Consider the following 21338-nt stretch of genomic DNA (forward strand, 5'->3'; position numbering starts at 1 on the left):
TAATACTTATGTACTAGTAATTAGCGATCGCATTGTGCCAGTTGCGTAAGTCCTGCCAGTAATGCTAGATTTCCGTTATTGGCAACACTTCAGGGTAATTTATGAACAAAGGTGAACTAGTGGATGCTGTAGCAGCAAAGACCAACATCACAAAAAAGCAAGCTGATGAAGTGATTAGTGCTTTTTTGTCAGTCGTTACTGAGGCTGTGGCTAATGGAGATAAGGTAACGCTGGTAGGCTTTGGCTCATTCGAGCGAAGGGAACGCTCCGAACGTGAAGGGCTGAATCCAAAAACTAAAGAGAAAATTACGATTCCAGCTACCAGAATACCTGCGTTTTCTGCTGGCAAGGCGTTTAAAGAAAAAGTAGCGCCATAGATGAATTGCTTTACCACTAGCAATCCAATCACTGCAAAGCTGTAGTGTTCGCTGTTTTCAAGGCTGCGTGGGGCAACGTTAGAGGGAACGTGAGTGTTGAATTGCAGATGTTAAACAAGCGCGATGGCGTAACCGCCCGCTAAGAATGCGATCGCTGCATTTATTTTGGGCATTCTGAAAAGATAGCGTTTACTGAAGAAAATCATGTTTAAAGGATTTGGTCGCCCCAAGAAAAAATCAGTACTTGAAGAGAATGAACTGACCACAGGGATTGTTCAGCATCCAGTTACGGGACTTTGGCAGACATGGATATCATTTACAGGTAATGATATTCAATGTATTACCGCCCATGCGAACCCTGATGATGCTGACCGGGTAGCGAAACAGATTGCTGATGCTTGGAGTGAAGGGAAACATAAAACTGGGGAAGAGGTGACAGCTTTTATTAAATCTCTGCCGACTGATGGTGTCATAGACCCATTACCCCAAAATATTGTGATGCAACTGAGTCAACAGGCATTAAGCGCAAGGAAGTAAGAAAGAGCGAACGCTCTAAATTGAATCATCCAAAAACCTGCATTCCAGGTCGAAAAAGCCTTGCCCTGTATAGTCTTGATAATTTGATACAGTAGGAACAAAAAATTCGTGTTTGGTAGCGAGAAATTATGCCTTTTGAGGTTATCTCGCAGCAAAAAACACATATCTCGGCTCAATGCCCGCTTGATTCCATCGCACTTACATTCTTCAAATAAACATTACCTAGCCCAGAAGATAGATACATTTTTGAAAAGTTGAAGCACACTTGTAAGAGCAAGTTTAACTATTCAATAATGATCTGACGATGTGGCTAAAATTTGGTGTAAATGAAGAAGGTATCTTGATACTCGACTTTATCCATTTTTTTCACAACGCGATCGCTTAATCTGAAACCTTTGTAAGACAGGAGTTTTACTTTTTTAGCTTCATCGACGATCTATCACGTGGAAAAAGTATTTGCCAAAAAGCTAGGGTTTTTGCCGGATAAAGAAAGCGAGTTCTTAATTTTGGATAAAGTCGAGCTTAGGAGAGGGTTATGCTCCAAGCTAGACGAGAGTAAGTGGATAAGGTTTTTTGATTTGATGGTTTACCCTGCATTTTCCACTGCGCCTAATGCTTTGAGGGTGGCAATTTTGGCATCTGTTAAACCTTTAATACCTGTGATGTTCATGCTTTCGTAGGGACGATCACTTTTTAGCGTTTTGAGACATTCCTCTGTTTCGATATTCCAAAGTTTGATGCTTCCATCTGCACTACCACTTACTAGCATTTGCCCATTTGAACTTAAACATATTGAGTTAATATGGCTTGGATATCCGTTTAGAGTTTTAAAAGATTTACCAGCATTTATATTCCACAACGTGATAACCCAATCACCAGTACTGCCAGCTAACATTTTCCAGTCTGAACTAATAGCAGCTATCCGTACCCAGTTAGTATTTTGTGATAGGATTTTAAGGCACTTACCATTCTGAACATCCCAAAACTTTAATGTTTGGTCATGACAGCCACTCAATAAAGTTGTGCCATCTTGATTAAAGGCAAGTATCTGTACACGAAACTTATGTCCTTGCAAGGTTTTAAGGCATTTACCTGTCTGAATATCCCAAAGCTTAATAGTTCCGTAGTCATCACCACTAGCAAGAATTTGACCATTAGGACTGAAAGTAACTGTCCATACCCAATTAGTATGTCCCTGTAAAGTTTTGATGCATTGACCAGTACTAGTGTGCCACAGCTTTACTGTCAAGTCAGGACTACTACTAGCAAGAATTTGACCATTAGGACTAAAAGTAATTGACCACACCCAGTAAGTATGTCCTTGTAAGGTTTTGAGGCATTTACCAGTTTGGACATTCCACAACTTAATTGTTTGGTCACTACTGCTACTGGCAAGAATAGTGCCACAAGGACTAAAAGCAACTGACCATATATGATTGCTATGCCCCTGCAAACTTTTAATAAGTTGGCTAGTTTTTATATCCCATAGCTTAACTGTATAGTCTCCACTAGTACTAGCGAGAATAGTGTCATTAGGGCTAAAGGCAACTGAACGAACCGAGCTGTTATAACCTTGCCAAGTTTTCAAAAGTTGACCAGTATTTATATCCCACAGATTAACCTTCTCATCGTGACCACCACTCATAAGGGTTTTACCATCTGGACTGAAAGCAACTGCTCGTACCGAGTCAGTGTGTTCCTCAAAAGTGTAAAGGCATCGACTCATAAGAATATCCCATAACTTTACAGTCCTATCTTCGCTACTACTAGCAAGCATTTGACCATTAGGACTAAAAGCAACTGACCGTACCCAATGAGTATGTCCAGAGAGAATTTTGATACATTCAGCTGTATTTATATCCCATAACCTTATTGTATGATCGTTACTACTGCTAACTACAGTTTGGCCATCTGGACTAAAAGCAACCGACCAAATCCAATCAGTATGCCCCTTAAAAGTTTTCAGGCATTGACTAGTGTTTACATCCCATAGTTTTACTGTTTTACCACCACCACTGAGTAACTTTTTACCATCTGGACTAAAGGTAACGGACTTGACTATATCACCATCACCGTATTGTAAATCTGTTAGATATTTACCAGTATCAATTTGCCATATGATTATTGTACCGTCGTGGCTACTACTAGCTAAAGTTTGAGCAGTGGGATTGAAGGCAACTGATGAGACATGCTTAGTATGTCCTTGCAAAGTTTTCAAACATTGACCAGTGTGTATATCCCATAATTTCACTGTATGGTCTTCACTGCCACTAGCAAGCATTTTACCATTAGGGTTAAAAGTGACTGCTCGTACCCAATTAGTATGTCCTTTGCAAATTAATATTTGTTGATTATCTGTAACTTGCCATAAGCGAATTTCCCCCTTAGAATCACCTGTAGCAAAAGTTTTTCCATCAGGGCTAAATTCCACTGTTTGGATATTACTAAATGTTTCACAAAAGATAGAATCGATAAGATTCGCTCTCGTCAAATTGGTATAACGTAAACTAGCATCTAATAAATTAGCATTTTTAATCACAGCAGTACTTAAATCTCTCCCCTCCAGTGCAGCTTTATCAATCTTTGTCACCAAAGTCGCGGCATTTCCTCCAACATAACCTACCTCATTCTCACTTCTAGAGCGCGTCTCCTCAATTACCTTAATAATCGTCTTCTTTACCTCAACATCAACCATCGGTAAAAGTAAATCCATGACTGCTTTTGTAAGTGGCAATCGCCCAAAAGTCTGTTTTAACTTATCCAAAGACTCACTTCCAAATTCCCTTAGTGGCGCGTTCCCTAAAGGGGTTGCCGCAGGCATCGCCATACTACATCCAGTATCATCTAATTGACGTGAAAAATAACCAGACCAAGTATAATCAACAGGTACTATGGTATTATTTACACATGATTGTGCTTGTGCTAATTCAGTAAAATCGCTAGCTAATACCCCTAACTCTGCTGCAAATTTATATGCCACGAAAAACTCTAACAGCGAACGATGCGCTGGAGTATAATCACCATCAGCATTACGCACAAGCATCGTCTGCGCCATCATGTCATAATGCCAGTGGTCTAAATCCTTCTCTTGTTGCACAACATAACCAAATAAACGGCGAATGCGTTCTGGGAACAGACGATAATTCAAGCTCATTTGATCAGTAGACAGCATTTCCCAGGAAAGTTCGCACAAAAAGTAAAGTTTGTCTGCTAGTGAAGTAAAAGTACGCTCCGCTTTAATGTCTCGTTCCATCTTGCGTCGCACTGCGTACAGATAAACCCGTGACATATCCACAGGTTTACCCGCCTCAATATCAGGTAATGCTTCCAAAATTAACTCTGTCATCACTGGGCGACGGGCTAAATCCAATAATTGTGGATTGCCCATCACTTGTTTAACTGTCGCTGGTGATGCTTGGTATGACAAACAGGCGCAAATTTGCTCATCGTTGAATTTCTCTAGTTCCAGTACTTCAAATTGTGGTGCTTCTCTAGTTAGTTTGGCTGTGGAGGCTTGCAGTTCTGCATTCAGCAAATGCCATCCTTGTTTGGCTTCTGGGAAATGCTCACTACGACAGGTAAGTATAATTTTAGAACCTGGAACTACCACCCTCGCTAGTTCCCAGAAGTTATTAATCATTTGTTGGCGATCAATTCTTGCTGCCATTTCGTCAAAGCCATCAAAAATTAGCAGCAACTTACCCATGCGGTTAAGTTGGTCAAAAACTTGGCTAGTAAAGCGGATATTATGTTGGGAAAAAAAGAACCCTGCCAAAACGTTCTCCACATTTAGCGCCCTGGCAAAGTCACCTAGAGTAATTACTAGAGGAAGTCGGGGACGTTCAAGTCCGCGTCTTTGTTTATCACGGTAATCTTGCAGTGCCATCCAAGCATAGTGAAAGACAAACCAAGTTTTCCCCGTACCGAATTCTCCAAGTATAGAAATATGCTCCTTTGCTGGAACATCTAACCATTTATCAATGTAACCATCAATCCAGCCATCTTCCTGTTCATATCGACTTACCCCAATTCGCTGCTTGGTAATTGGGTCAATTTCTTCTTTTGTACAAGCAAGTGGTACATAGTTAATATCTATTTTTCGGCGTTTAATTTCCGTTTCTAACCAGTCAAGATATTCACTGAAGTCAGCATCCAAGTCAATCAGTTCGTCAAATGTAAAGCAGTTAAGGTAACGATTTTCCTCTTTTTTGACTTCATCCCTTGCAGCACGGGAAATCAGACGAGTAGTTACCAGCCAACCTTCATCAGTTTTTTGCTCATTAACAGAGGAGCGCAATGCTATGACATCACTCAGTCCAACTTCTCCAGCAACACCACGCACAAGAATGCGCTCAAATCGATTACGTCTAACTTGAATGCGGATAATCCACTCAAAATAGCTATCTTTCCATACCTCATGGTTTTCAAATCTGTAATGATTTAATGTTTCTAACCAACCTCGCATTTGCTGAGCGAGGACAAACAGTTTCACTTCTGCTTGTATGGATACACAAACGAATTGTTCTTCAACTTTTGTGTAAGCATTTGAACAGTCTTTTAATAACTCTGCGTTGCCAATAGAATCTAACTTTTGTGGTGCTTCATTGCTGGAAGTATTTTGTTTTTCCCATTCTCGTATTAGCAATGTGAGTAATTGACTATACTTACCAGGCCCTTTGCCTTTAATACCAAATTTTCTATAAATTCCAATCAGTCTATTGCGAACAGCGGTATCAGAAATATTAAGCTTTCTCGCTATTTGCACTTCAGTGTAATCACTACTAAGTATTTTTTCAAAGAAAACAGTCTTTTCGTTTAAGTTAAGTTGATACTTGCTTGCTATCTTTTCTAAAAACTCACGAGACCGCAACATAAACAGACTTTAATTGGCGATTGAGAACTAATATACCTCAAATCGCTCTGCTTTAAGAATTTTCTCTGATAATTAGAGTTATCTCTGTTCTTGTTCACTTAAAGTTTAGCGATATCTCTGTATCAGGAATGCTTGAATTTAATTAAGTAACTTGAGTCCTTTTTGAGACTTTCGCCGACGCACTTATCAATTAAGTTGAGCGTTGTGGTTGTACGACGCACAAGTACACACATCGTTGCGTTTGATCGCATTACCCTCAAGATGCTTTGCATTAAGTGAACATAGCAATCGAGAATGGTTCACCGCCTTGAGTCTAGACTGTCAAATTCTAGTCAGTGCTGGCAATGAGTAAATAGTACAGCTAAAAACAAAACTTGTCCGCATATCTAACGTAATTTTGAGGAGGATTTAAAACACGAGTTCACTCAATCGTCCACTTTCTGCTGCTAATTCACTGCAATTTTATGGAGTCAGGTATGTTGCTACCTTATTTTATCAGAGATGAACTTCCTATTATCTTGGTGTCCATACCAATCTACTCTTTACCGTGCTTTCGACTGAAAGATTATGCCAATGCTGTACGCCAAGCTGGAGGCAAGGCTATTCTACTTACGGCAGAAGAGTTCGACGCACAACTTCTCAAGTTGTGTAGCGGAGTAGTCCTGACTGGTGGTGGGGATATTAATCCAGAACGCTACGGTGGTGAAAAGCATTTGACAACCTACGGCATTGATGATGACCGTGACAAATGGGAAATTGCGATCGCTGAATTTGCTTTAGTTCACCATATCCCCCTTCTTGGCATCTGCCGTGGATTGCAGGTTATGGCTGTAGCAACTGGCGGCAGACTTTTCGCCCACCTCCCAGACCATTTTAATCAAATCTCCCATCGCTTTCACACTCTGGGGCAAACTTACCCTAGTATGCACCAGATTAACGTCAAGTGTGGAAGCCGCTTGGCTCAAATCACAGGCAGCGAAACTTTTGACGCACCATCTTGGCATCACATGGCTGTTGAAACACTTCCTCAATGCTGGAATACTTTAGCCCACGCACCAGATGGTGTCATAGAGGCTATTGAATATCAGGATCATCCTTTTTGCTTAGGTACACAATGGCACCCAGAACTAGGCAATCAGATCGAAAACCAACGAATTTTTGCTGCTTTTATTAAGGCAGCACATTGCTTTAAAAGCTATTAATTTTCTCATGTCGGAGGATAACGTGTCTAAAGTGATTTCAAGCGATTTGCATAATCTAGACATATCTGGTACAGATATAAATGACTATAGCGAGTATTACAACGGCTTATTTTATGAGTTTTATAGGGAAGGCAGAGAGTCTTTTTACGCTATTCAAGACCAGACACAAGACTTCCTTTTTTATCTGAAATTAGCCGAAGAAATTGGTACTAGTTCCTCAATCTTGGAACTGGGGTGTGGCAATGGTAGGATTGCAATTCGCCTTAGTAAGCTTGGCTTTCGAGTGACAGGAATCGATATTGCCCGACCAATGTTAGAAGAAGCCCGAAGAAATTCCAACCAGATTGAATGGGTTGAAGGTGATGTACGCGACTTTGATCTAAGAAGGAAATTCCAGTTGATCATGTTTCCCTTCGATGGACTTCAGCATCTATTGAATATTGAGGATATAGAAGCGGGGCTAGCCTGCATCAGAAAGCATCTAGAAGAAGGTGGCAAATTTATCATCGATATCACCAATCCAACTTCCAAATATCTGGCAAATATCTTGTTTGAAAACGGCAGGAGGCTTGATTCTGTTTTTCCAAATCCTAACGGGCAAGGAACTGTAGTTGTCACGCAAACTCGCCAATACGACGATGCTAACCAGATCCTGAAGTTGAAAAAATTCTTCTATTTCAGTGAGTCCAAAGAAGAAGTAGTCAAAGAAGTTGCATTTAGAGTGTATTTTCCGAAAGAACTTGAGCTACTTTTGAGAGCGAACGGATTTGAGATTGAGAGACGATTTGGTAATTATCAAGGCTGTGATTTTAAATCCGATTCCCCAAAATTGATCTTTGTCGTTCGCAAGATATAGACAACATATATTTCTATTCCAAGACTTTCTGTTTTCTTTAGAGGTAGGTTATGAGTATTTGTGACTTTGATTGCAAGATCGTGGACATGATAGACCTTTCGCTAGCAGATCCCCAGGATGGCGCACCTCAACGCTTCAAAGATGAACTACGTGCCAACTTGGAAAATCCCAGATTCGATTTCTATCCAAATAAAATTGGGGAACCAGAACTGCAAGAGGCGATCGCCATTCACTACAGCCAAGAATATAAAGTAAGCCTTGACTTTGATACCAATATCTGTATAACTGCTGGGGGTTGGCAGGCTTTAACCGTTTGTCTGCAAGCGATGGGTCAAGCAGGTGATGTCGTTGCCTATATAGAGCCTGTCTTTCATGGAATTCCCAAAATAATTAAAGTTGTGGGAATGAAGCCTTACCCACTACCAATGAAAGCAATTTTAGGATCTGATGCTGACTTAGAGAAAACTTTTCAATTTCTTTCTGGTGCAATTTTCCTCCTAAATAGCCCACACAACCCCACTGGAACTATTGTTTCACCCAAACAACTTAGAGCGATCGCCCAAGCTGCTCAAACTTATAATGTCAAGGTTGTGTCTGATTTTGTTTTCAAAGATATTTATGAAGATCAACAACCTCGTAGCTACCTTGAGTACGATTCTACAGCACTTGAGGTGTGCAGTTTCTCAAAGACATTCCGCATGAGTGGATGGCGATGCGGATATATTATTGGACGTGGCTTGTATATCAAAAGGGTGCTTCAACTAAGAAAAAATCTTGATAGTGGAGTTCCATCTGCAATTCAGCTTGCAATTGTCCCATTGGTGTATGAAAAAACAGAAGTTGCTGAGTTTCGATGTCGAATTGCTAATCGCCGTAAGTTCTTTGTAAATGGACTAAAAGAACTTGGCTTTCGAGTTAGCTTACCCACTGATGGAATCGGCACCAATCTAGTTTGGACTGCGCTCTCATCGAGGATGTCTTCCTCTCAAGAAGCAGTACAGTTGCTTGACTCAGTAGGAGTAAAAGCTCTACCTGGACTGGCGTGTGGTGCTTTAGGAGAGGGGCATCTCCGATTTTCACTCAACGTTAATCAAACCTTGTTGCAAAAGGCACTTGAGCGAATTGCTCATGTATTTTCGTAAGGATTTTAGGTGCAGGATAAGTTAAGTCAAAAGTCAAGATAGTTGATGAAACTCCGTAATCACAGACTGTACCGTTCCACGCATAAAACATTTGAGGACTATTGCCGCGAACGCTTTGGTTTTAGCCGCAGACAGCCCTATCATTTAATGGAAGCTGCGGTTATTTTTGATAATTTGGTGGCGAAATGTGAACGGAACGTTCACATTTTGCCGACGAATGAGTGGCAAGTTAGGCTGTTGGCGAAACTAGACCCTGATATTCAGCCTGAAGCATGGCAGCAAGCGGCTTTAGTCCACCAAAGGGAAAATATCCTTACACCGGATTGTCAAAGACTTAGTGCAGAGGGTGCGATTTGTTTACTTGAAATAAGTATAAATAATTAATTTCAGGTATAAATACTCAACTACAATGTGCAATACGTACCCAGCATTGTACAAAGGTCAACAGATCCGCTACAACTTAAATTATCAAACAGTTGATATTAAGGTTTGGAGTGGGACTGACTGGGTATGGCTTAGTGAAATTAAGGTAAAACGTCATGGACTTAATCGGCATTTAACGGATGGCAATGAAATCTGCTCCCCTGCCTTGGTGGTAAATAAGAATAAATGCCAACTATCAATGCCAGTAAAAATTGAGAAAATTAATCGGGAGGATTCTGATTATGTAGTGAGTGTTGATCTGGGCATTAATAATGCTGCAACAGCCTCAGTAGTAGGGAAAGATGGTACTGTAAAGGCACGGAAATTCATTAATCCTGCCAAAGACATAGACCATCGTAATCAACGCCGAATGATGATTGCTAAAAAGTCTAAGCAGACTCAAGCAATAACGAAATCTAAACGTCAGAAAGGGTTTTGCAAAGGGCTTTACCGCAAGTCTGCAAATATTAATTTAGAAATCTCCCGTAAAGTTGCTAGAGGTATTATTGAGTTCGCAAAGATTCATAATGTTAAAGTAATTGTGGTTGAGAGCTTGGCTGGCTGGAAGGCAAAAGCGGGAAAGAAAGGTTCTCTTTTAAAACAGAAATTTCATCTGTGGTGTCATGCTAAAATTGTTGAGATAGTCACAGATAGATGGTCTGAATTAGGGGGACAAGTTCAAGCTATCAATCCCAAATACACCAGTGCTTATGCCTTCGATGGAAGTGGTAGGGTTAAGCGAAGTAAAACTAATTATTCTCTTGCTGTCTTTAAAAGTGGCAAGCAATATAATTGTGATTTATCAGCATCTTATAAGATCGGTGCTAGATATTGGTATTGTCTGATTCAAGGCGATAAAATTTTTTCTAGAGTGTTCGTCAGCCGAAGTTCTAACGACACACTGAGAACGCCAGTAACTCTGGAAACGCTGAGAAGTATTACAGGTTCTTAGCGCACGAATCCCCATCTATAATCTCTGATTTAGATGGGGTGCGTTCAATCATCCATCCAGCCGCACTTACAATCCCAATGCACTCTTGAGGTGTAGTCTCGGTCAAAGGATGCACCGCACTGGGGACACTTACCAGTAAACATTGGATGCCAATCAAGTAACTCCAGCTTTTGCTGTTGCGTCAATCGCTGCTGTGGTTGCAGTATTAATTCACCGTTGTAATAACTTGCCCCCTGCGGTTCCCACAGCTCTGCTGGTTCGGCGCTGGGGTCAAGTCGAAAGTCCAAACAACTATCCCCCTGTGGCCCTGCGGGGTGAACGACACAGACTATGTGAGGATCATGTGAGTAAAGGAGACAGCGATGCCGAAGGCGGGCTACGCCTACGCAGTCTGGAATTTTCATAGTACCAGTGTACTGCTTTGAAGCAAGCGATCGCTTTCTCCCTGGAATTTTTAAGTGCTATGCCTACGGTGGGTGGTTACGCCATCGCACTTAAACGGTATCCTTAAGTCCTAGAGCGCCACTTTGTAAATGCTAAATTTGGTAGTGATTCTAGAGAATTAGAAACATTGTTGTTTCGCTTAATTTCGGTCTAATGAATAAAAAACAAGTTAAAAACTCTCCAGTTTATACTTATGATTATCCGGTTCATGATTATACAGATAACAGTATTTATCTAGTTATTTACTGCAACGGTAAAAACATTAAATCTCTAAAAAATGAAGATGCACAGTGGTTACTGAAGGCTTTAGAAATCTGGACAACTCCAGAAGATATTCAAGCACTCTTAAGTTCGTATCACTACTAAATTAGCGGAATATTACCCGCTTATGAAGAGATAACACTAATTCTTTCGTTGGGCGTTGGCAGCAATTAGACCAAAAACTATTAACTAATCTTGTTCAATTTCAGTAATTAAATTCCGAAGGTAGTCACGCGCTTGTAACAAAGTTAAATACAAAAAATTACCGTTTTTATCATGTATTTCGTATTCATTGATAACGACCTGATTGGCATCTTCCCCCCACCCAAGACCGTAAATTAATCTTAAAGCACAAGCCTTGCTTCCAAGCTCACTAATTTCTAAAAGTATGTCTTTATATTCCGCTTTTAGCTTCCCTGCCCTAATCATCTCATCAAGTCTGGCTTGATATTCAGCATTAGTTTCACTCATAAAATCAGCTTGGAAACGAAACAAAAGCCCGAAGGCACATCATGATTGCGATGACCTACGGTCGGTCGTAGACGATCGCTCTACACAGTATCATCCATCCAGCCACACTCGGAGTTTTAAGAATCCCAATGCACCCGTGCTGACCAGTCCCGGTCAAACTCAGCATTGCACTGAGGGCATCTACCTGTAAACAAGTGTACTGCTTGGGAAACAGGGATGTCTGCGGCGGTAAACTACGCTCCTCAAGTGTGCAACTTTTCCTCTAAGAATTTTCTGGGGGCGATCGCCCTTAAGGCGACTTGTCAACGTTGCCGCAAATAATATTAGCGCCTACCTAAATATAGGTAAGCGCTATTGTTTTATTTCAATTCAGGGAGAAAATATAGTGAAATGAGGGGACTGATTTTTACTATTAATTAATTCCAATTTGATTGATTACAAAGCACTGCGGCTAGTTAACGCGTTCCACAAGAAGACTGCAACAATTGCACCAAGAACTGCTACCGCGATACCGGGAATACTAAGAGTTGAAGCTGCTAGAGTAAAAGTTCCTGTATTGAAGAATACACCCAGACTGCCACCAACAAAAGCACCGATGATTCCTAATAAGATTGTTCCGAGAATTCCGCCACCTTGATGACCGGGGTAGATAGCCTTGGCAATAGCACCAGCAATTAGACCTAAAACAATCCAAGCAAGAATATTCATTGTTTTAATTTGATAGACGTTTTTTACTGACAAATACACAATAGCAATCTAAATATTGACATTCAATCTACCAACAGAACCAACTATTAATAGCCTTGAGGATGAATACTATTACTTCTGGTGATATACCCCATAACTGAAATGGATAATCAATCAATAAAAAAACTCCTAGTTGGTCTAAAACCAGGAGCTGATAAATTCTTTGCTTGATAATTGCAGTATATGCATTTCTAATGATTTATCTCATCTACTTTAAGAATTAAGCTAAGTTTGAAAGCAGAATATTAATTTGATAAGGTAAAGCATAGCTAGACTGCCAAAAGTACGGATTTATACAAAATTAATCTAGATATTCACTGTATTCGCTTTTCCGGGATTTAGGGCAATATTTCTCCAGAATCGAGTAAATAATTGACTGTACCAGAATTTGGAGTGCTGACAACAGGTGGATGATTCACCATTAAGTGCAGTTGCGAATCTGACTTCTACCGTGCAATACAAAACTGCCCTAGACCAAAGCTAGAGCGGTTTTTGATAAAAATAAATATATAGCAGACAATTAATGTTGTCCCCAGTTAATGCATAGTGAATACCTTTATAGAACCCATTTGATATCTATACAGGAGGCCAATCGAATTTGGCTGAACTACGAGCTAAGTTACAAATTTTATAGATTGATCGTCAGGATTTTTTTCTTGCTTTTTTTGTCGCTCAACACGACTGTATTGTAGGGTAATGTATCCGTTAAGAGCGGAATTGGCAGCCTAAAACTGGGGCTTTTATGATCGAGTTCGCCTACCGTTCAATGATCCATCGTGTTGCAATTGGGACAAATTCTGCTTTGCCTTAAGCTGCAATTTCTGCTTTCGTCGGCTTAGGTGCAAGTTGACTTCTATCTTGGTCAGGACTTGTGGATATAGTTTTGGTAGGGCAGTGCTGATGGTGTTTGGATGATAGCCGTGGTCGAGCAGGATGGTAATTTTAGGAATATTGACAGGCTTGGCTCGAAAGTAATCTTTTGTTGTGACTCAAGAGTTCAATTAAGCCTTGGTCATGAAAATTTTTCATATTTCAATTGCATGGATACATCACAGTGGCGCACAGATGTGCGCCACTACGCTAAAAGCTAGATTTCTGGGTCAACCAAGCGGGTAGTGGGACGGCTTTGATACAAATCTTGAACGACTTGGACAGCAGAAACTACAGCTACAAGGCTAATGACTGCAACAGGTAACAAACCTTTCCCTAAAATGGCGATCGCTAGCAGCACGACTGCACCCGCAAGTCGATACTGGGAACGGATTTTGCAATAACGGATCACCCCAAATCTATGGAGAATACTGACAGCTAGAGAGCATAATGCTACTGAACCACAGATGAGCCATCGCTGGGAATCGGGTAGTGCTAAAGTTGGCTTACTCAACAAGATTTGTTCTACACCGACTCCAGCAGCAGTAATCCCAATCACTAGCGGTAAATGGGTGTAAAGCCAGAGATTAACAACACCAACTTTTCCATGTGTCCGCGCCATCTCAATAGGTTTACCACCCAGGTTATCAAAATAAACCCACCACCAACTAAAGGCGATAATTAGACCAAACACGGCGGAAATTACGGTCAAAACATCCCATTTCTGCTCAGAGACACCATTGACTACTGCAATGATTGCTTCACCCAAAACAATAATGGTGAATAGCCCGAAACGTTCCGGTAAGTGCGAGGCGTGGGGGAGTAACCCGATCTGAAACTTACGTCCTGTTAGGGGTGTAGCAAAGTCAATAACAATTCCCAGCGTCCAAAATCCGAACCGCCAAGGAATGGGTACAGATGCTGATATTAACCACAGCAAGGCTGCGATCGCAAAACCAATAGCGTAGCGAGTAGTTAAAGGACGTGCAAAGGGGATATATCTTCCAGCACGGACGTACTCTATTACAAGCAAAGCTCGACCAAGAGCATAGGAAATGGCAAAACCAGGGGAACTCTCATCCAAACCGTGGTGGATGTTAATAGCCATCGCTGCTGCTGTCAGCATTTGTAAACCAATCAGCAGTCTATGTCCCACATCATCGCTGTCAAAGCGGTTGGCATAGAATGTAGTGCCAATCCATGACCACCAAACTGGTATAAATAGAACTACAAACCCAAATAATCCTGATAGAGAAATATCCTCGTTGAGATTGTGAGCGAGTTGAGAAATTGCAACGACAAAAACCAAATCATAAAACAGTTCTAGCCAAGTGGCACGTCGTTCTTCTTCAGTGTCTTCACCAATGCGTAACCTTGGCGGTTGCAGAAAATTTGCCATAGTGCTAATTGCGAATCGCTAATTGATTTTTACCATTAGCTGTAAGCAATTGGCTATCTAGCACATCTACATGGCAGCATTGTTACAAGGCTTAGATCCTTGACTTTTAAAGAATTCAGGAATCTTGTTGTTTGCTTATTATGCAACAAACGCGATCGCATTCTGCTTTCCAAAGTTGGAAATGTAATTTCCGCAAAATTTACCTTTGAATGAGGAAAAACGTTCTCTTTTGGGCATTGTGAATCCCGCAGACTTTGAAAAAGCCGTTGTCATTGCCGCAAAGCTATGTTCAATTTGTGACAAGTTAAGCAAAAACAGAATTTGTCAAGAGGAGGTAGGGAAAGTGCTATTGTTTTACGCTGAACGAGCGATCGCTATTTCCCAAGCTTCCTTATTTACAAGTCTCAAATACTCATTAATGGAGTTTTAATAGCCATTCGCAATCGCCATTTTTTAGAAGTTGCGCTCACTCTTATATTAGCTGGTGTGAAAAAATCTTCTTAGCACTCAATTTGAAATTTGAAAGCTGATTTTATTTGACCTGACTCCACACTCCAGTTTTAGAAGCTTTCGCTAATCCCTGAGCATTCTCGAAAGCTATTTGATTCGGGCATTCTACCCCACCAAGCCGCGTTTTAGCCAAGCCGCTTTTAAGCAGTTCTTCCTGAAAACTAATCTCAGCCTCACCCTGTCCGCGAACCATGACTTCAGCAACAGTGCGCCCATCGCTGTCTTTTGCCACTGGAATAATCAACAGTTGCTTATCGGCAGCAGCGACTAGCAAGAGTTCGTTTCTGTTTTGCTTCATTAGCCAATGGTTGTGCTGGCACTTCACCTTGTTTCATTTCCGGGGCATCAATTCCACAAAGCTCAACTTCGATTTGGCTGCCATCGGTTTGGCGGACTGTGATGCTGTCCCCATCTGCTACTTGTGTAGCTGTCCATTCTTCGGTAAGTGCGATGGATGGCTGGTTAGTTTTTTGGAAAATCAAGATAGCGATGATGGTAGCTCCAGCGATGCCTGCGGCGGTAAACTACGCAGTTAAAATTATAGGAGTTCTCCACAATTGCTTCATATTGCTACATCTGTTGTCACAAGATTTATATCTTAGGTCAATCTATTGTTAAACAAGGATGGGTTTTACTTACTGGTGGTAGAAATGTAGGGGTAATGGATGCAGTAAGGAATGGCACTAAGAAAAGGGAAAATCGTTGAGGTAGCAGGGGTGCAGAGGAGCAAAGGAGCAGGGGAGAAAGAAGAAGTTTTAGGCATACGCACGGATATTTAGAAATTCCCCTCTGCACCCCTGCTCCTCTGCCCCTGGAGCATCCTTACACTGCATACCCTTCAGCTTAACAAGCGTGCCATTCGATGCAGTAAGTAAAGGTGCAAAATCTGCTGATGGTTTAACTATTGGTATTCTTCCAGGTGAAAATCAGGATGGCATATCCCTAGAACGCAGTTAAGTTGAAATGCTTTTAATACTTTTTCAAACTGACTTTTGGTATACTTGGGCTTCTGTTTGCATCTTCAACGCCATGCAGTCTCTACTGTTAATTCTTTCCCGTTTGTAAACAGAGATTGTGAATAGAATACAAGTTAATTCTCATGCAATTTCATTGAACGCCGATTTGGTGATTCACGCTGGTTCGGCTTTAATGTTCGGGCTTGGAACGCTTACGTAAGGCTGTTTGATGGTTCATTAGATGTTCTTCTTAAGCCGCTCCAAATAGCGAAAGCATTAACTTCTTATCAATTGCTTTTTTACGCTATTTTTGGCTATTGGCTAAGTTTTAAGTGTGGAATGGCTATCATGTTCCGCAAAAGTAGTTAATTACTGGTGGGCTTTAATTTTCTGAAGTAACGCCTTATCAGAGTATTCTTTTTCCCAGTCACCCTCTAACTTCAGCCGCACAGACTGTGCGCCGCCGCTAGGAGTGCAGACAACCCAGTAAGTATCTGATTCTCCTTTCACTTTTGCAGCATCTTGAGCTTCCGAATTATCAGAAAGTCCGGAAAAGGCTTGCAGACAAGTCCATGTAATGCCATCGGTATCTTTAACTTCTCTTTCCATGTCTGTTTATTTAACGTGAACTGGTTAAAACTTCTGAGCGATGTCTAAACTTAGGAGAAATTAAATTAAATCTGTCTGTTGTTGGGTGGTGGGGCTAGAGTATTCTGTCAAGCCGACATTCCATTTAACTGCTCATTAACGGGTAAGCCAGGAGAAGATGTTATTAACCCATAGTCCGCCATCTATTTTTTTGAGGCTCTATTTTAGGAATATTCACATCTCTACTGATACTAGGGTCAGTTTTCATAATTTTGATGTTGCAGATGAAATACTTACTTTGATCCAAGTCACATTAAAGCACAGCATTGAACTTAAAGCCTCATCTTTATAGCCTATTTCATCCTTAAGCAAGGTGTGATTTTACTGAAAAAACATCTAATCTTAGTTTTATCGCCATTTATCAGCGCTTAATTCTATACTCGGATACCTGAGCTTGCCTATAGCTGTCTAATATTTTACTGTTGTGAGTATAAGAGACAGCAATCGCACTGGAGGAAGTTTCGGCATAGTACCAGTATATTGCCTGTTCCAAGCGATCGCTTGTTGGTTCAAATGACAATTGTGGATAAATTCAAAGCAAACAGATGAACACAAAAACTAAGCCGGATTAGGCGGGGTCAGGATTGCTTTCAAAATTTGTTAATTTACTGATTCAAACCAGACCTATTTATAAGCTAATGAAGCACCAAGCAAGGAAAGTATTAATTAAAACTGCTGAAAAGAAAGGTATTCCCTGGAGAAAAAATTACGAAGAACTAGAAGCATCGGGGATAAAACAGCAGCTATCAACAATAATCAATTCTGGTATTGTTTACCCCGACTACTATCAAGTACCATTTCATGCATACGAAGAAGGCAATCTTTGCTGGCAAGCAGCTTTTGAAGCTCCTAGTGCGACGTATTCAATGGCATTGCGGGTGTGGCCTAAAGAAAACCTAACTTGGTCATCTGCTTATGAAAGACTCAGAGAAAGTTTTCACAATGTTTTGGGATCAAGTTTAGTACTTTACGCAAAAAACGAATAATCTTGAAGCTGGCATTACAAAGTTTAGAAGTCAGCCTAAGCCACCGTATCACAGACGGTATCCGTGATTTTAAGCTTCTTCCTTGGTGGGTTACAGGATATGGTTGCTGGTGATGGGGTGCTAAGGAGAAGGAATCTGGGGATAGAGTTCGTAAGATTTGAGAGAAAGTCGCACATGGCGTAATTTATGAATATTTTCCTAGAAAGCGCAGAAATAGATTGCCTTATCATCAACTTTCTGCATTTTGCCCTTCACAGATGCAACGACGCTGTAAGCTTGACCTTCATAACCAGGTTGCCAAAATACAATCATAGGTGCTGATTTAGGGTTAGCCTGAAAAGCGCCAATTGGGAAAGGTATTCCTGGTGTACCGTCAAAATTAGGAAATTTAACAGGCTCAGGGTCGCCACCTTGCATATATGACTTTTTCTCCAGTGCATTGTAAGCTATCCGAGAATTGATTAATATACTTAAGCGCACTTGGTCTTTACTTTGTTTTTGCATTACAACAGTTGCTCCCCCAGCCTTCCAAGCGCGTGCAACTGATGGTTTGCGTTTGTTTACAGGTAATACGCTTGTAGTCACTTTAGATAAATTCAACGCTTGGAAAGTTAACGATTTTGCTTCTTTGGCTTCGTTCGCGGGTAAAAGCCAAACAGGTCCTTCTGGAAAACGTTTAGCTGCGGTAAACGTTGCCATTTTCGTTTTATTAGGGACTTCCAGAAAATAAACTATTCCACTAACAGTAATGATAATCATTTTAAAGGGGGATGAAGGGGCTGCCGTCGGCAGCCCCTTCATCCCCCTTTTGTAGTAATTTGAATAATGACAGAGTTTTTGGGTGTGGTAACTGGTGGCTATAGTATTAACTGATTCTCTCAAAAAGTTGTTAATTGAAACTGCATCTCAATTAAAGGGTGCAGCAAAGCGCAAATTTATGGCACAGACAGTTCAGGGTTTAGGTTTAGGGGGGCAAAGGCTTGCACAATCAGAATTAGGATGGAATCGAGACACAATTCGCAAAGGAACAAGAGAATTAAAAAGCGGTATTATTTGTGTTGATAACATGAGTGGCAAAGGGCGTTATAAAGCAGAAGAACACTTGCCAAATCTTTTAGAAGACATAAAAAATTTAGTTGACTTCCATAGTCAAACTGATCCAAGTTTTAAAAGTCAAAGACTATATACTAGACTCAGTGCAGCCGAAGTCAGAAAGCAATTAATCGAAAAGTATGGTTATAGTGATAAAAATTTACATACATCAGAAACAATTCGCGTCAAATTAAATAATTTAGGTTACAAGCTTAGAAGAGTAAAGAAAGTTCAACCTCAAAAAAAATCCCACAAACTGACGCAATCTTTGAGCAATTAGACATGGTTAATATTGATGCTTCGGAAGATAAGAGTGTTTTACGTCTAAGTATGGACGGAAAAGCTCGCGTTAAGATTGGCTCATTTGATCGAGGGGGTAAAAGCCGGGATGGAGCGAAAGCTGATGACCATGATTATAATCCAAAAACAACTGTAACTCCTTATGGTATCTTTCTTCCAGAGCTTGATGAGCTATTTTTGTACTTTACAGAGTCGAAAGTTACAAGCGATTTTATTGTTGATATTTTAGAAGATTTTTGGTTAGAACAAAAGCATCGTTTTTCCGATATTCAAACCCTACTTCTCAATCAAGATAACGGGCCACAGAATAGCTCACGGCGTACTCAATTTATGAAACGTATAGTAGAGTTTGCTCAAAAACATCAAGTAAATATACGTTTAGCTTATTATCCGCCCTATCATAGTAAATATAATCCAATAGAAAGAACGTGGGCAGTACTAGAAAATCACTGGAATGGTAGCATTTTAAATGAACTAGAAACGGCTCTAAATTTTGCCAGCACTATGACATGGAACGGGAAACATCCAGTCGTTAAGTTAGTACACAAAACTTATGAGAATGGGGTCAAGCTTACAAAAAAAGCTATGGCTCAAATTGAAAAACAGATTGAGCGACTAACCGATTCTACTCATGAACTTTTCCCCAATTTAGGTAATTGGTTTATTGATATTTGTTGTAGTAAAACAAAAGTTATTTGATTTTAATAACAGCATTTATTTAGCTATAAAACATACTAATCCTACACTGTTTAACTTCAAAATAGATGACAAGTGTATAGATTTTTCATGCATAGATGAGGGGGAGAAAAGGGGTTGCCCTCGGCAACCCCTTTTCTCCCCCTTAAAATGATTATCATTCTTGAGAAAACATATTTCTTGTTTTTCTTGGAATAATTTATTCTTTGGAAGTCCCTTATTCTCACAACCAAAAGGTTCTTCTTGAGAACGATGAAATTTCACCTGTTGTTTGATTCCTTCAGCGATACCAACTAGAGATGTACCGGGTTTAACTTGATCCCATGCATCTGAGAAAAGTGCAACCTGGGCATCTGCATTCACAGGCAGCAAAGGTAAAAATACGCCGTTTTTGTTTGCTGTAGTTGCAAAACCTAACCATCCTGTCATTGCTGACTGTGGTGGTGTGGTACTGTTTGCTTGAGCTATTAGTGTTTGTGGTTGATTGGCGCTCGCCTGTAATGCTTGATTCTTGGCAAAGGATTTATACAAAACCGAAGTGCCAAACATTAATCCTACCAATCCGCTTATAACAAATAGCTTGAGTTTTTTTTCCATTAATTATGAAAGATTGTATTGTTCAATATTAATTTAGAATAAATTAGAGCTTAAAGCCAATTAAAATTTTCTATTATTCAGAAATTGCAAAATATGTTGAGATGTGATTTGCGGCTGTTCAAGTTGAGGGGCATGACCACCGTTTTTAAGTTTTATTAATTGAGAATTGGCAATGGAGCGCTGAAATTTTTCTGTATCTCCAAGTGGAAGCATGGCATCAGCTTCTCCCCATAAAATCAGTGTTGGTTTTTCAATTTTGGCAATTCTATCTGCCAAGTTGGTATAACCTCCAGTTTTGACATAATCAATCATAGCATCATGCCAAAGTGGCATTTCTTGATGCAGCATAGCGCACTGAATTGCCAAAAGCATTTTGGAATCAAAATTAGGTAAAACACTACATAAGTTTAATGCCAGTATGTGGCGCTGACGCAGGTATTCAACAGCCAAAAAGTCAAAAGGAGGAAATAAATATTTGCTAAAAGCAGGAGAACTAGTGTAACCTAAACTATTAATTAATACTAGCGATTTGACAATTTGAGGATAAGTGAGAGTAAAATCGATTGCAGTTGCACCTCCCATTGATGCGCCTACTAGTACGATTGGTCTATTGATTAAAGTTTTCCAAAAATTGTAAAGGTGAATTTTGATTGTAGTTGGGCTGTAACTTATTTCTTTTTGTCTTTGTGTAAAGCCAAAACCTAACAAATCTACTGCCCATGTTTCATTTTGAGCAGCAAGTAATGGTAAAAGAAGGCGGAACTCAAGGATGGAACTGTCGAAGCCGTGAAGCAGCAGAATTGGTGTGACTCCACAACCTTTGTGAATATAGGTTGTGGACACTGGTTGGTCGCTCAAGGAGGTAACAAGGTTAATTCTCTCGATACTTTGGATGAAAGCGATCGTCTCTGGGTCTTTGAGTTGATTAACTTGTAATGGCAGAAAATTAGTCAACATTGAAGCAATACAATAAGGCGTTTTGAAAGCGATAGATTATTT

The 21338-nt window shown here is 40.3% G+C and carries 22 protein-coding genes and 1 pseudogene; 12 read left to right on the forward strand and 11 right to left on the reverse strand.

Annotated elements, in window-relative coordinates:
* The first annotated feature begins 101 nt into the window (after positions 1 to 101).
* Together RM049_RS35130 and RM049_RS35135 are read left to right on the forward strand one after the other, a co-directional pair.
* On the forward strand, positions 102 to 377 hold the full coding sequence (locus tag RM049_RS35130; protein WP_322707499.1) for an HU family DNA-binding protein: 276 nt from the start codon (positions 102 to 104) through the stop codon (positions 375 to 377).
* Positions 378 to 581: 204 nt separating this feature from the next.
* Positions 582 to 914, forward strand: coding sequence for a hypothetical protein (locus RM049_RS35135; RefSeq protein WP_322707500.1), 333 nt, complete (start codon positions 582 to 584; stop codon positions 912 to 914).
* 586 nt (positions 915 to 1500) lie between these two features.
* Here RM049_RS35135 and RM049_RS35140 read toward each other — a convergent pair.
* Entirely contained in the window at positions 1501 to 5787 is a 4287-nt protein-coding gene (locus tag RM049_RS35140; RefSeq protein WP_322707502.1) for an NACHT domain-containing protein, read from the reverse strand.
* Between the two features lie 476 nt (positions 5788 to 6263).
* Between RM049_RS35140 and RM049_RS35145 the strand changes: the two genes are divergently transcribed.
* The 5 genes from RM049_RS35145 to RM049_RS35165 all read left to right on the forward strand — a co-directional run bounded on the left by RM049_RS35145 (position 6264) and on the right by RM049_RS35165 (position 10362).
* Positions 6264 to 6989 carry a gamma-glutamyl-gamma-aminobutyrate hydrolase family protein gene (locus RM049_RS35145; RefSeq protein ID WP_322707503.1) on the forward strand — a complete coding sequence of 242 codons (726 nt, stop codon included), beginning with the start codon at positions 6264 to 6266 and terminating at the stop codon, positions 6987 to 6989.
* Positions 6946 to 7845, forward strand: a complete 900-nt coding sequence (locus RM049_RS35150; protein ID WP_322707505.1) for a class I SAM-dependent methyltransferase — start codon at positions 6946 to 6948, stop codon at positions 7843 to 7845. The genes RM049_RS35145 and RM049_RS35150 overlap by 44 nt, the downstream gene beginning before the upstream one ends.
* 86 nt (positions 7846 to 7931) lie before the next feature.
* On the forward strand, positions 7932 to 8987 hold the full coding sequence (locus tag RM049_RS35155; protein ID WP_322707506.1) for a pyridoxal phosphate-dependent aminotransferase: 1056 nt from the start codon (positions 7932 to 7934) through the stop codon (positions 8985 to 8987).
* A 45-nt stretch (positions 8988 to 9032) separates the two neighbouring features.
* Positions 9033 to 9371, forward strand: coding sequence for a hypothetical protein (locus RM049_RS35160; protein ID WP_322707507.1), 339 nt, complete (start codon positions 9033 to 9035; stop codon positions 9369 to 9371).
* 25 nt (positions 9372 to 9396) lie between these two features.
* Positions 9397 to 10362 (forward strand): IS200/IS605 family accessory protein TnpB-related protein, encoded by a 966-nt coding sequence (locus RM049_RS35165; RefSeq protein WP_322707508.1) that lies wholly within the window; start codon positions 9397 to 9399, stop codon positions 10360 to 10362.
* A gap of 44 nt (positions 10363 to 10406) precedes the next feature.
* Here the strand turns inward: RM049_RS35165 and RM049_RS35170 are convergent, their stop codons facing one another.
* A complete protein-coding gene (locus RM049_RS35170; protein ID WP_322707509.1) occupies positions 10407 to 10649 on the reverse strand; it encodes a hypothetical protein in 243 nt (80 codons plus the stop codon).
* A gap of 310 nt (positions 10650 to 10959) precedes the next feature.
* On the opposite strand from RM049_RS35170, the gene RM049_RS35175 reads away from it, so the two are divergent.
* Complete coding sequence (locus tag RM049_RS35175; protein WP_322707510.1) at positions 10960 to 11172, forward strand: hypothetical protein; 213 nt, start codon at positions 10960 to 10962, stop codon at positions 11170 to 11172.
* 84 nt (positions 11173 to 11256) lie between these two features.
* Here RM049_RS35175 and RM049_RS35180 read toward each other — a convergent pair whose 3' ends face one another.
* From RM049_RS35180 to RM049_RS35190, 3 genes are all read right to left on the reverse strand, one after another.
* Positions 11257 to 11538 (reverse strand): hypothetical protein, encoded by a 282-nt coding sequence (locus tag RM049_RS35180; protein WP_322707511.1) that lies wholly within the window; start codon positions 11536 to 11538, stop codon positions 11257 to 11259.
* A 435-nt stretch (positions 11539 to 11973) separates the two neighbouring features.
* Positions 11974 to 12246, reverse strand: coding sequence for a GlsB/YeaQ/YmgE family stress response membrane protein (locus RM049_RS35185; protein WP_289794511.1), 273 nt, complete (start codon positions 12244 to 12246; stop codon positions 11974 to 11976).
* A 1126-nt stretch (positions 12247 to 13372) separates the two neighbouring features.
* Entirely contained in the window at positions 13373 to 14554 is a 1182-nt protein-coding gene (locus RM049_RS35190; RefSeq protein ID WP_322707513.1) for a low temperature requirement protein A, read from the reverse strand.
* A gap of 205 nt (positions 14555 to 14759) precedes the next feature.
* Here RM049_RS35190 and RM049_RS35195 point away from each other — a divergent pair, with 205 nt between their 5' ends.
* Complete coding sequence (locus RM049_RS35195) at positions 14760 to 14984, forward strand: hypothetical protein (RefSeq protein WP_194043420.1); 225 nt, start codon at positions 14760 to 14762, stop codon at positions 14982 to 14984.
* 102 nt (positions 14985 to 15086) lie between these two features.
* Here the strand turns inward: RM049_RS35195 and RM049_RS35200 are convergent, their stop codons facing one another.
* Both RM049_RS35200 and RM049_RS35205 read right to left on the reverse strand, forming a co-directional pair.
* Entirely contained in the window at positions 15087 to 15362 is a 276-nt protein-coding gene (locus RM049_RS35200; RefSeq protein WP_322707514.1) for a thermonuclease family protein, read from the reverse strand.
* On the reverse strand, positions 15316 to 15546 hold the full coding sequence (locus RM049_RS35205; protein WP_322707515.1) for a hypothetical protein: 231 nt from the start codon (positions 15544 to 15546) through the stop codon (positions 15316 to 15318). The genes RM049_RS35200 and RM049_RS35205 overlap by 47 nt, the downstream gene beginning before the upstream one ends.
* Positions 15547 to 15674: 128 nt before the next feature.
* Between RM049_RS35205 and RM049_RS35210 the strand changes: the two genes are divergently transcribed.
* Positions 15675 to 15770 (forward strand): hypothetical protein, encoded by a 96-nt coding sequence (locus RM049_RS35210; protein WP_322707533.1) that lies wholly within the window; start codon positions 15675 to 15677, stop codon positions 15768 to 15770.
* Positions 15771 to 16389: 619 nt separating this feature from the next.
* Here the strand turns inward: RM049_RS35210 and RM049_RS35215 are convergent.
* Positions 16390 to 16629: a hypothetical protein gene (locus tag RM049_RS35215; protein WP_322707516.1), complete on the reverse strand. Its 240-nt coding sequence runs from the start codon at positions 16627 to 16629 to the stop codon at positions 16390 to 16392.
* Positions 16630 to 17252: 623 nt separating this feature from the next.
* Between RM049_RS35215 and RM049_RS35220 the strand changes: the two are divergent.
* Positions 17253 to 17621, forward strand: a pseudogene (locus RM049_RS35220) (class I SAM-dependent methyltransferase); the annotation flags it as partial.
* Between the two features lie 231 nt (positions 17622 to 17852).
* Here RM049_RS35220 and RM049_RS35225 read toward each other — a convergent pair.
* Positions 17853 to 18353 (reverse strand): hypothetical protein, encoded by a 501-nt coding sequence (locus tag RM049_RS35225; protein ID WP_322707517.1) that lies wholly within the window; start codon positions 18351 to 18353, stop codon positions 17853 to 17855.
* A gap of 160 nt (positions 18354 to 18513) precedes the next feature.
* On the opposite strand from RM049_RS35225, the gene RM049_RS35230 reads away from it, so the two are divergent.
* A protein-coding gene (locus RM049_RS35230) for an ISAzo13 family transposase (protein WP_322707534.1) occupies positions 18514 to 19745 on the forward strand; the annotation gives its coding sequence in 2 pieces (ribosomal slippage) (positions 18514 to 18994 and positions 18994 to 19745; 1233 coding nt in all).
* 15 nt (positions 19746 to 19760) lie between these two features.
* Here RM049_RS35230 and RM049_RS35235 read toward each other — a convergent pair.
* Complete coding sequence (locus RM049_RS35235; protein WP_322707519.1) at positions 19761 to 20339, reverse strand: hypothetical protein; 579 nt, start codon at positions 20337 to 20339, stop codon at positions 19761 to 19763.
* A gap of 60 nt (positions 20340 to 20399) precedes the next feature.
* Positions 20400 to 21296, reverse strand: coding sequence for an alpha/beta hydrolase (locus tag RM049_RS35240; RefSeq protein WP_322707521.1), 897 nt, complete (start codon positions 21294 to 21296; stop codon positions 20400 to 20402).
* Positions 21297 to 21338 lie beyond the last annotated feature (42 nt).

Source organism: Nostoc sp. DedQUE04 (assembly GCF_034530995.1).
Classification (GTDB): Bacteria; Cyanobacteriota; Cyanobacteriia; order Cyanobacteriales; family Nostocaceae; genus Nostoc.

What these genes read in the sequence shown, in the direction of transcription:
- RM049_RS35200 (WP_322707514.1), bottom strand. Translation starts at nt 15,362, where the DNA reads ATGAAGCAAAACAGAAACGAACTCTTGCTAGTCGCTGCTGCCGATAAG.
- RM049_RS35235 (WP_322707519.1), bottom strand. Translation starts at nt 20,339, where the DNA reads ATGGAAAAAAAACTCAAGCTATTTGTTATAAGCGGATTGGTAGGATTA.
- RM049_RS35155 (WP_322707506.1), top strand. Translation starts at nt 7,932, where the DNA reads ATGATAGACCTTTCGCTAGCAGATCCCCAGGATGGCGCACCTCAACGC.
- RM049_RS35145 (WP_322707503.1), top strand. Translation starts at nt 6,264, where the DNA reads ATGTTGCTACCTTATTTTATCAGAGATGAACTTCCTATTATCTTGGTG.
- RM049_RS35165 (WP_322707508.1), top strand. Translation starts at nt 9,397, where the DNA reads ATGTGCAATACGTACCCAGCATTGTACAAAGGTCAACAGATCCGCTAC.
- RM049_RS35190 (WP_322707513.1), bottom strand. Translation starts at nt 14,554, where the DNA reads ATGGCAAATTTTCTGCAACCGCCAAGGTTACGCATTGGTGAAGACACT.
- RM049_RS35180 (WP_322707511.1), bottom strand. Translation starts at nt 11,538, where the DNA reads ATGAGTGAAACTAATGCTGAATATCAAGCCAGACTTGATGAGATGATT.
- RM049_RS35215 (WP_322707516.1), bottom strand. Translation starts at nt 16,629, where the DNA reads ATGGAAAGAGAAGTTAAAGATACCGATGGCATTACATGGACTTGTCTG.
- RM049_RS35160 (WP_322707507.1), top strand. Translation starts at nt 9,033, where the DNA reads ATGAAACTCCGTAATCACAGACTGTACCGTTCCACGCATAAAACATTT.
- RM049_RS35140 (WP_322707502.1), bottom strand. Translation starts at nt 5,787, where the DNA reads ATGTTGCGGTCTCGTGAGTTTTTAGAAAAGATAGCAAGCAAGTATCAA.
- RM049_RS35225 (WP_322707517.1), bottom strand. Translation starts at nt 18,353, where the DNA reads ATGGCAACGTTTACCGCAGCTAAACGTTTTCCAGAAGGACCTGTTTGG.
- RM049_RS35135 (WP_322707500.1), top strand. Translation starts at nt 582, where the DNA reads ATGTTTAAAGGATTTGGTCGCCCCAAGAAAAAATCAGTACTTGAAGAG.
- RM049_RS35185 (WP_289794511.1), bottom strand. Translation starts at nt 12,246, where the DNA reads ATGAATATTCTTGCTTGGATTGTTTTAGGTCTAATTGCTGGTGCTATT.
- RM049_RS35175 (WP_322707510.1), top strand. Translation starts at nt 10,960, where the DNA reads ATGAATAAAAAACAAGTTAAAAACTCTCCAGTTTATACTTATGATTAT.
- RM049_RS35130 (WP_322707499.1), top strand. Translation starts at nt 102, where the DNA reads ATGAACAAAGGTGAACTAGTGGATGCTGTAGCAGCAAAGACCAACATC.
- RM049_RS35240 (WP_322707521.1), bottom strand. Translation starts at nt 21,296, where the DNA reads ATGTTGACTAATTTTCTGCCATTACAAGTTAATCAACTCAAAGACCCA.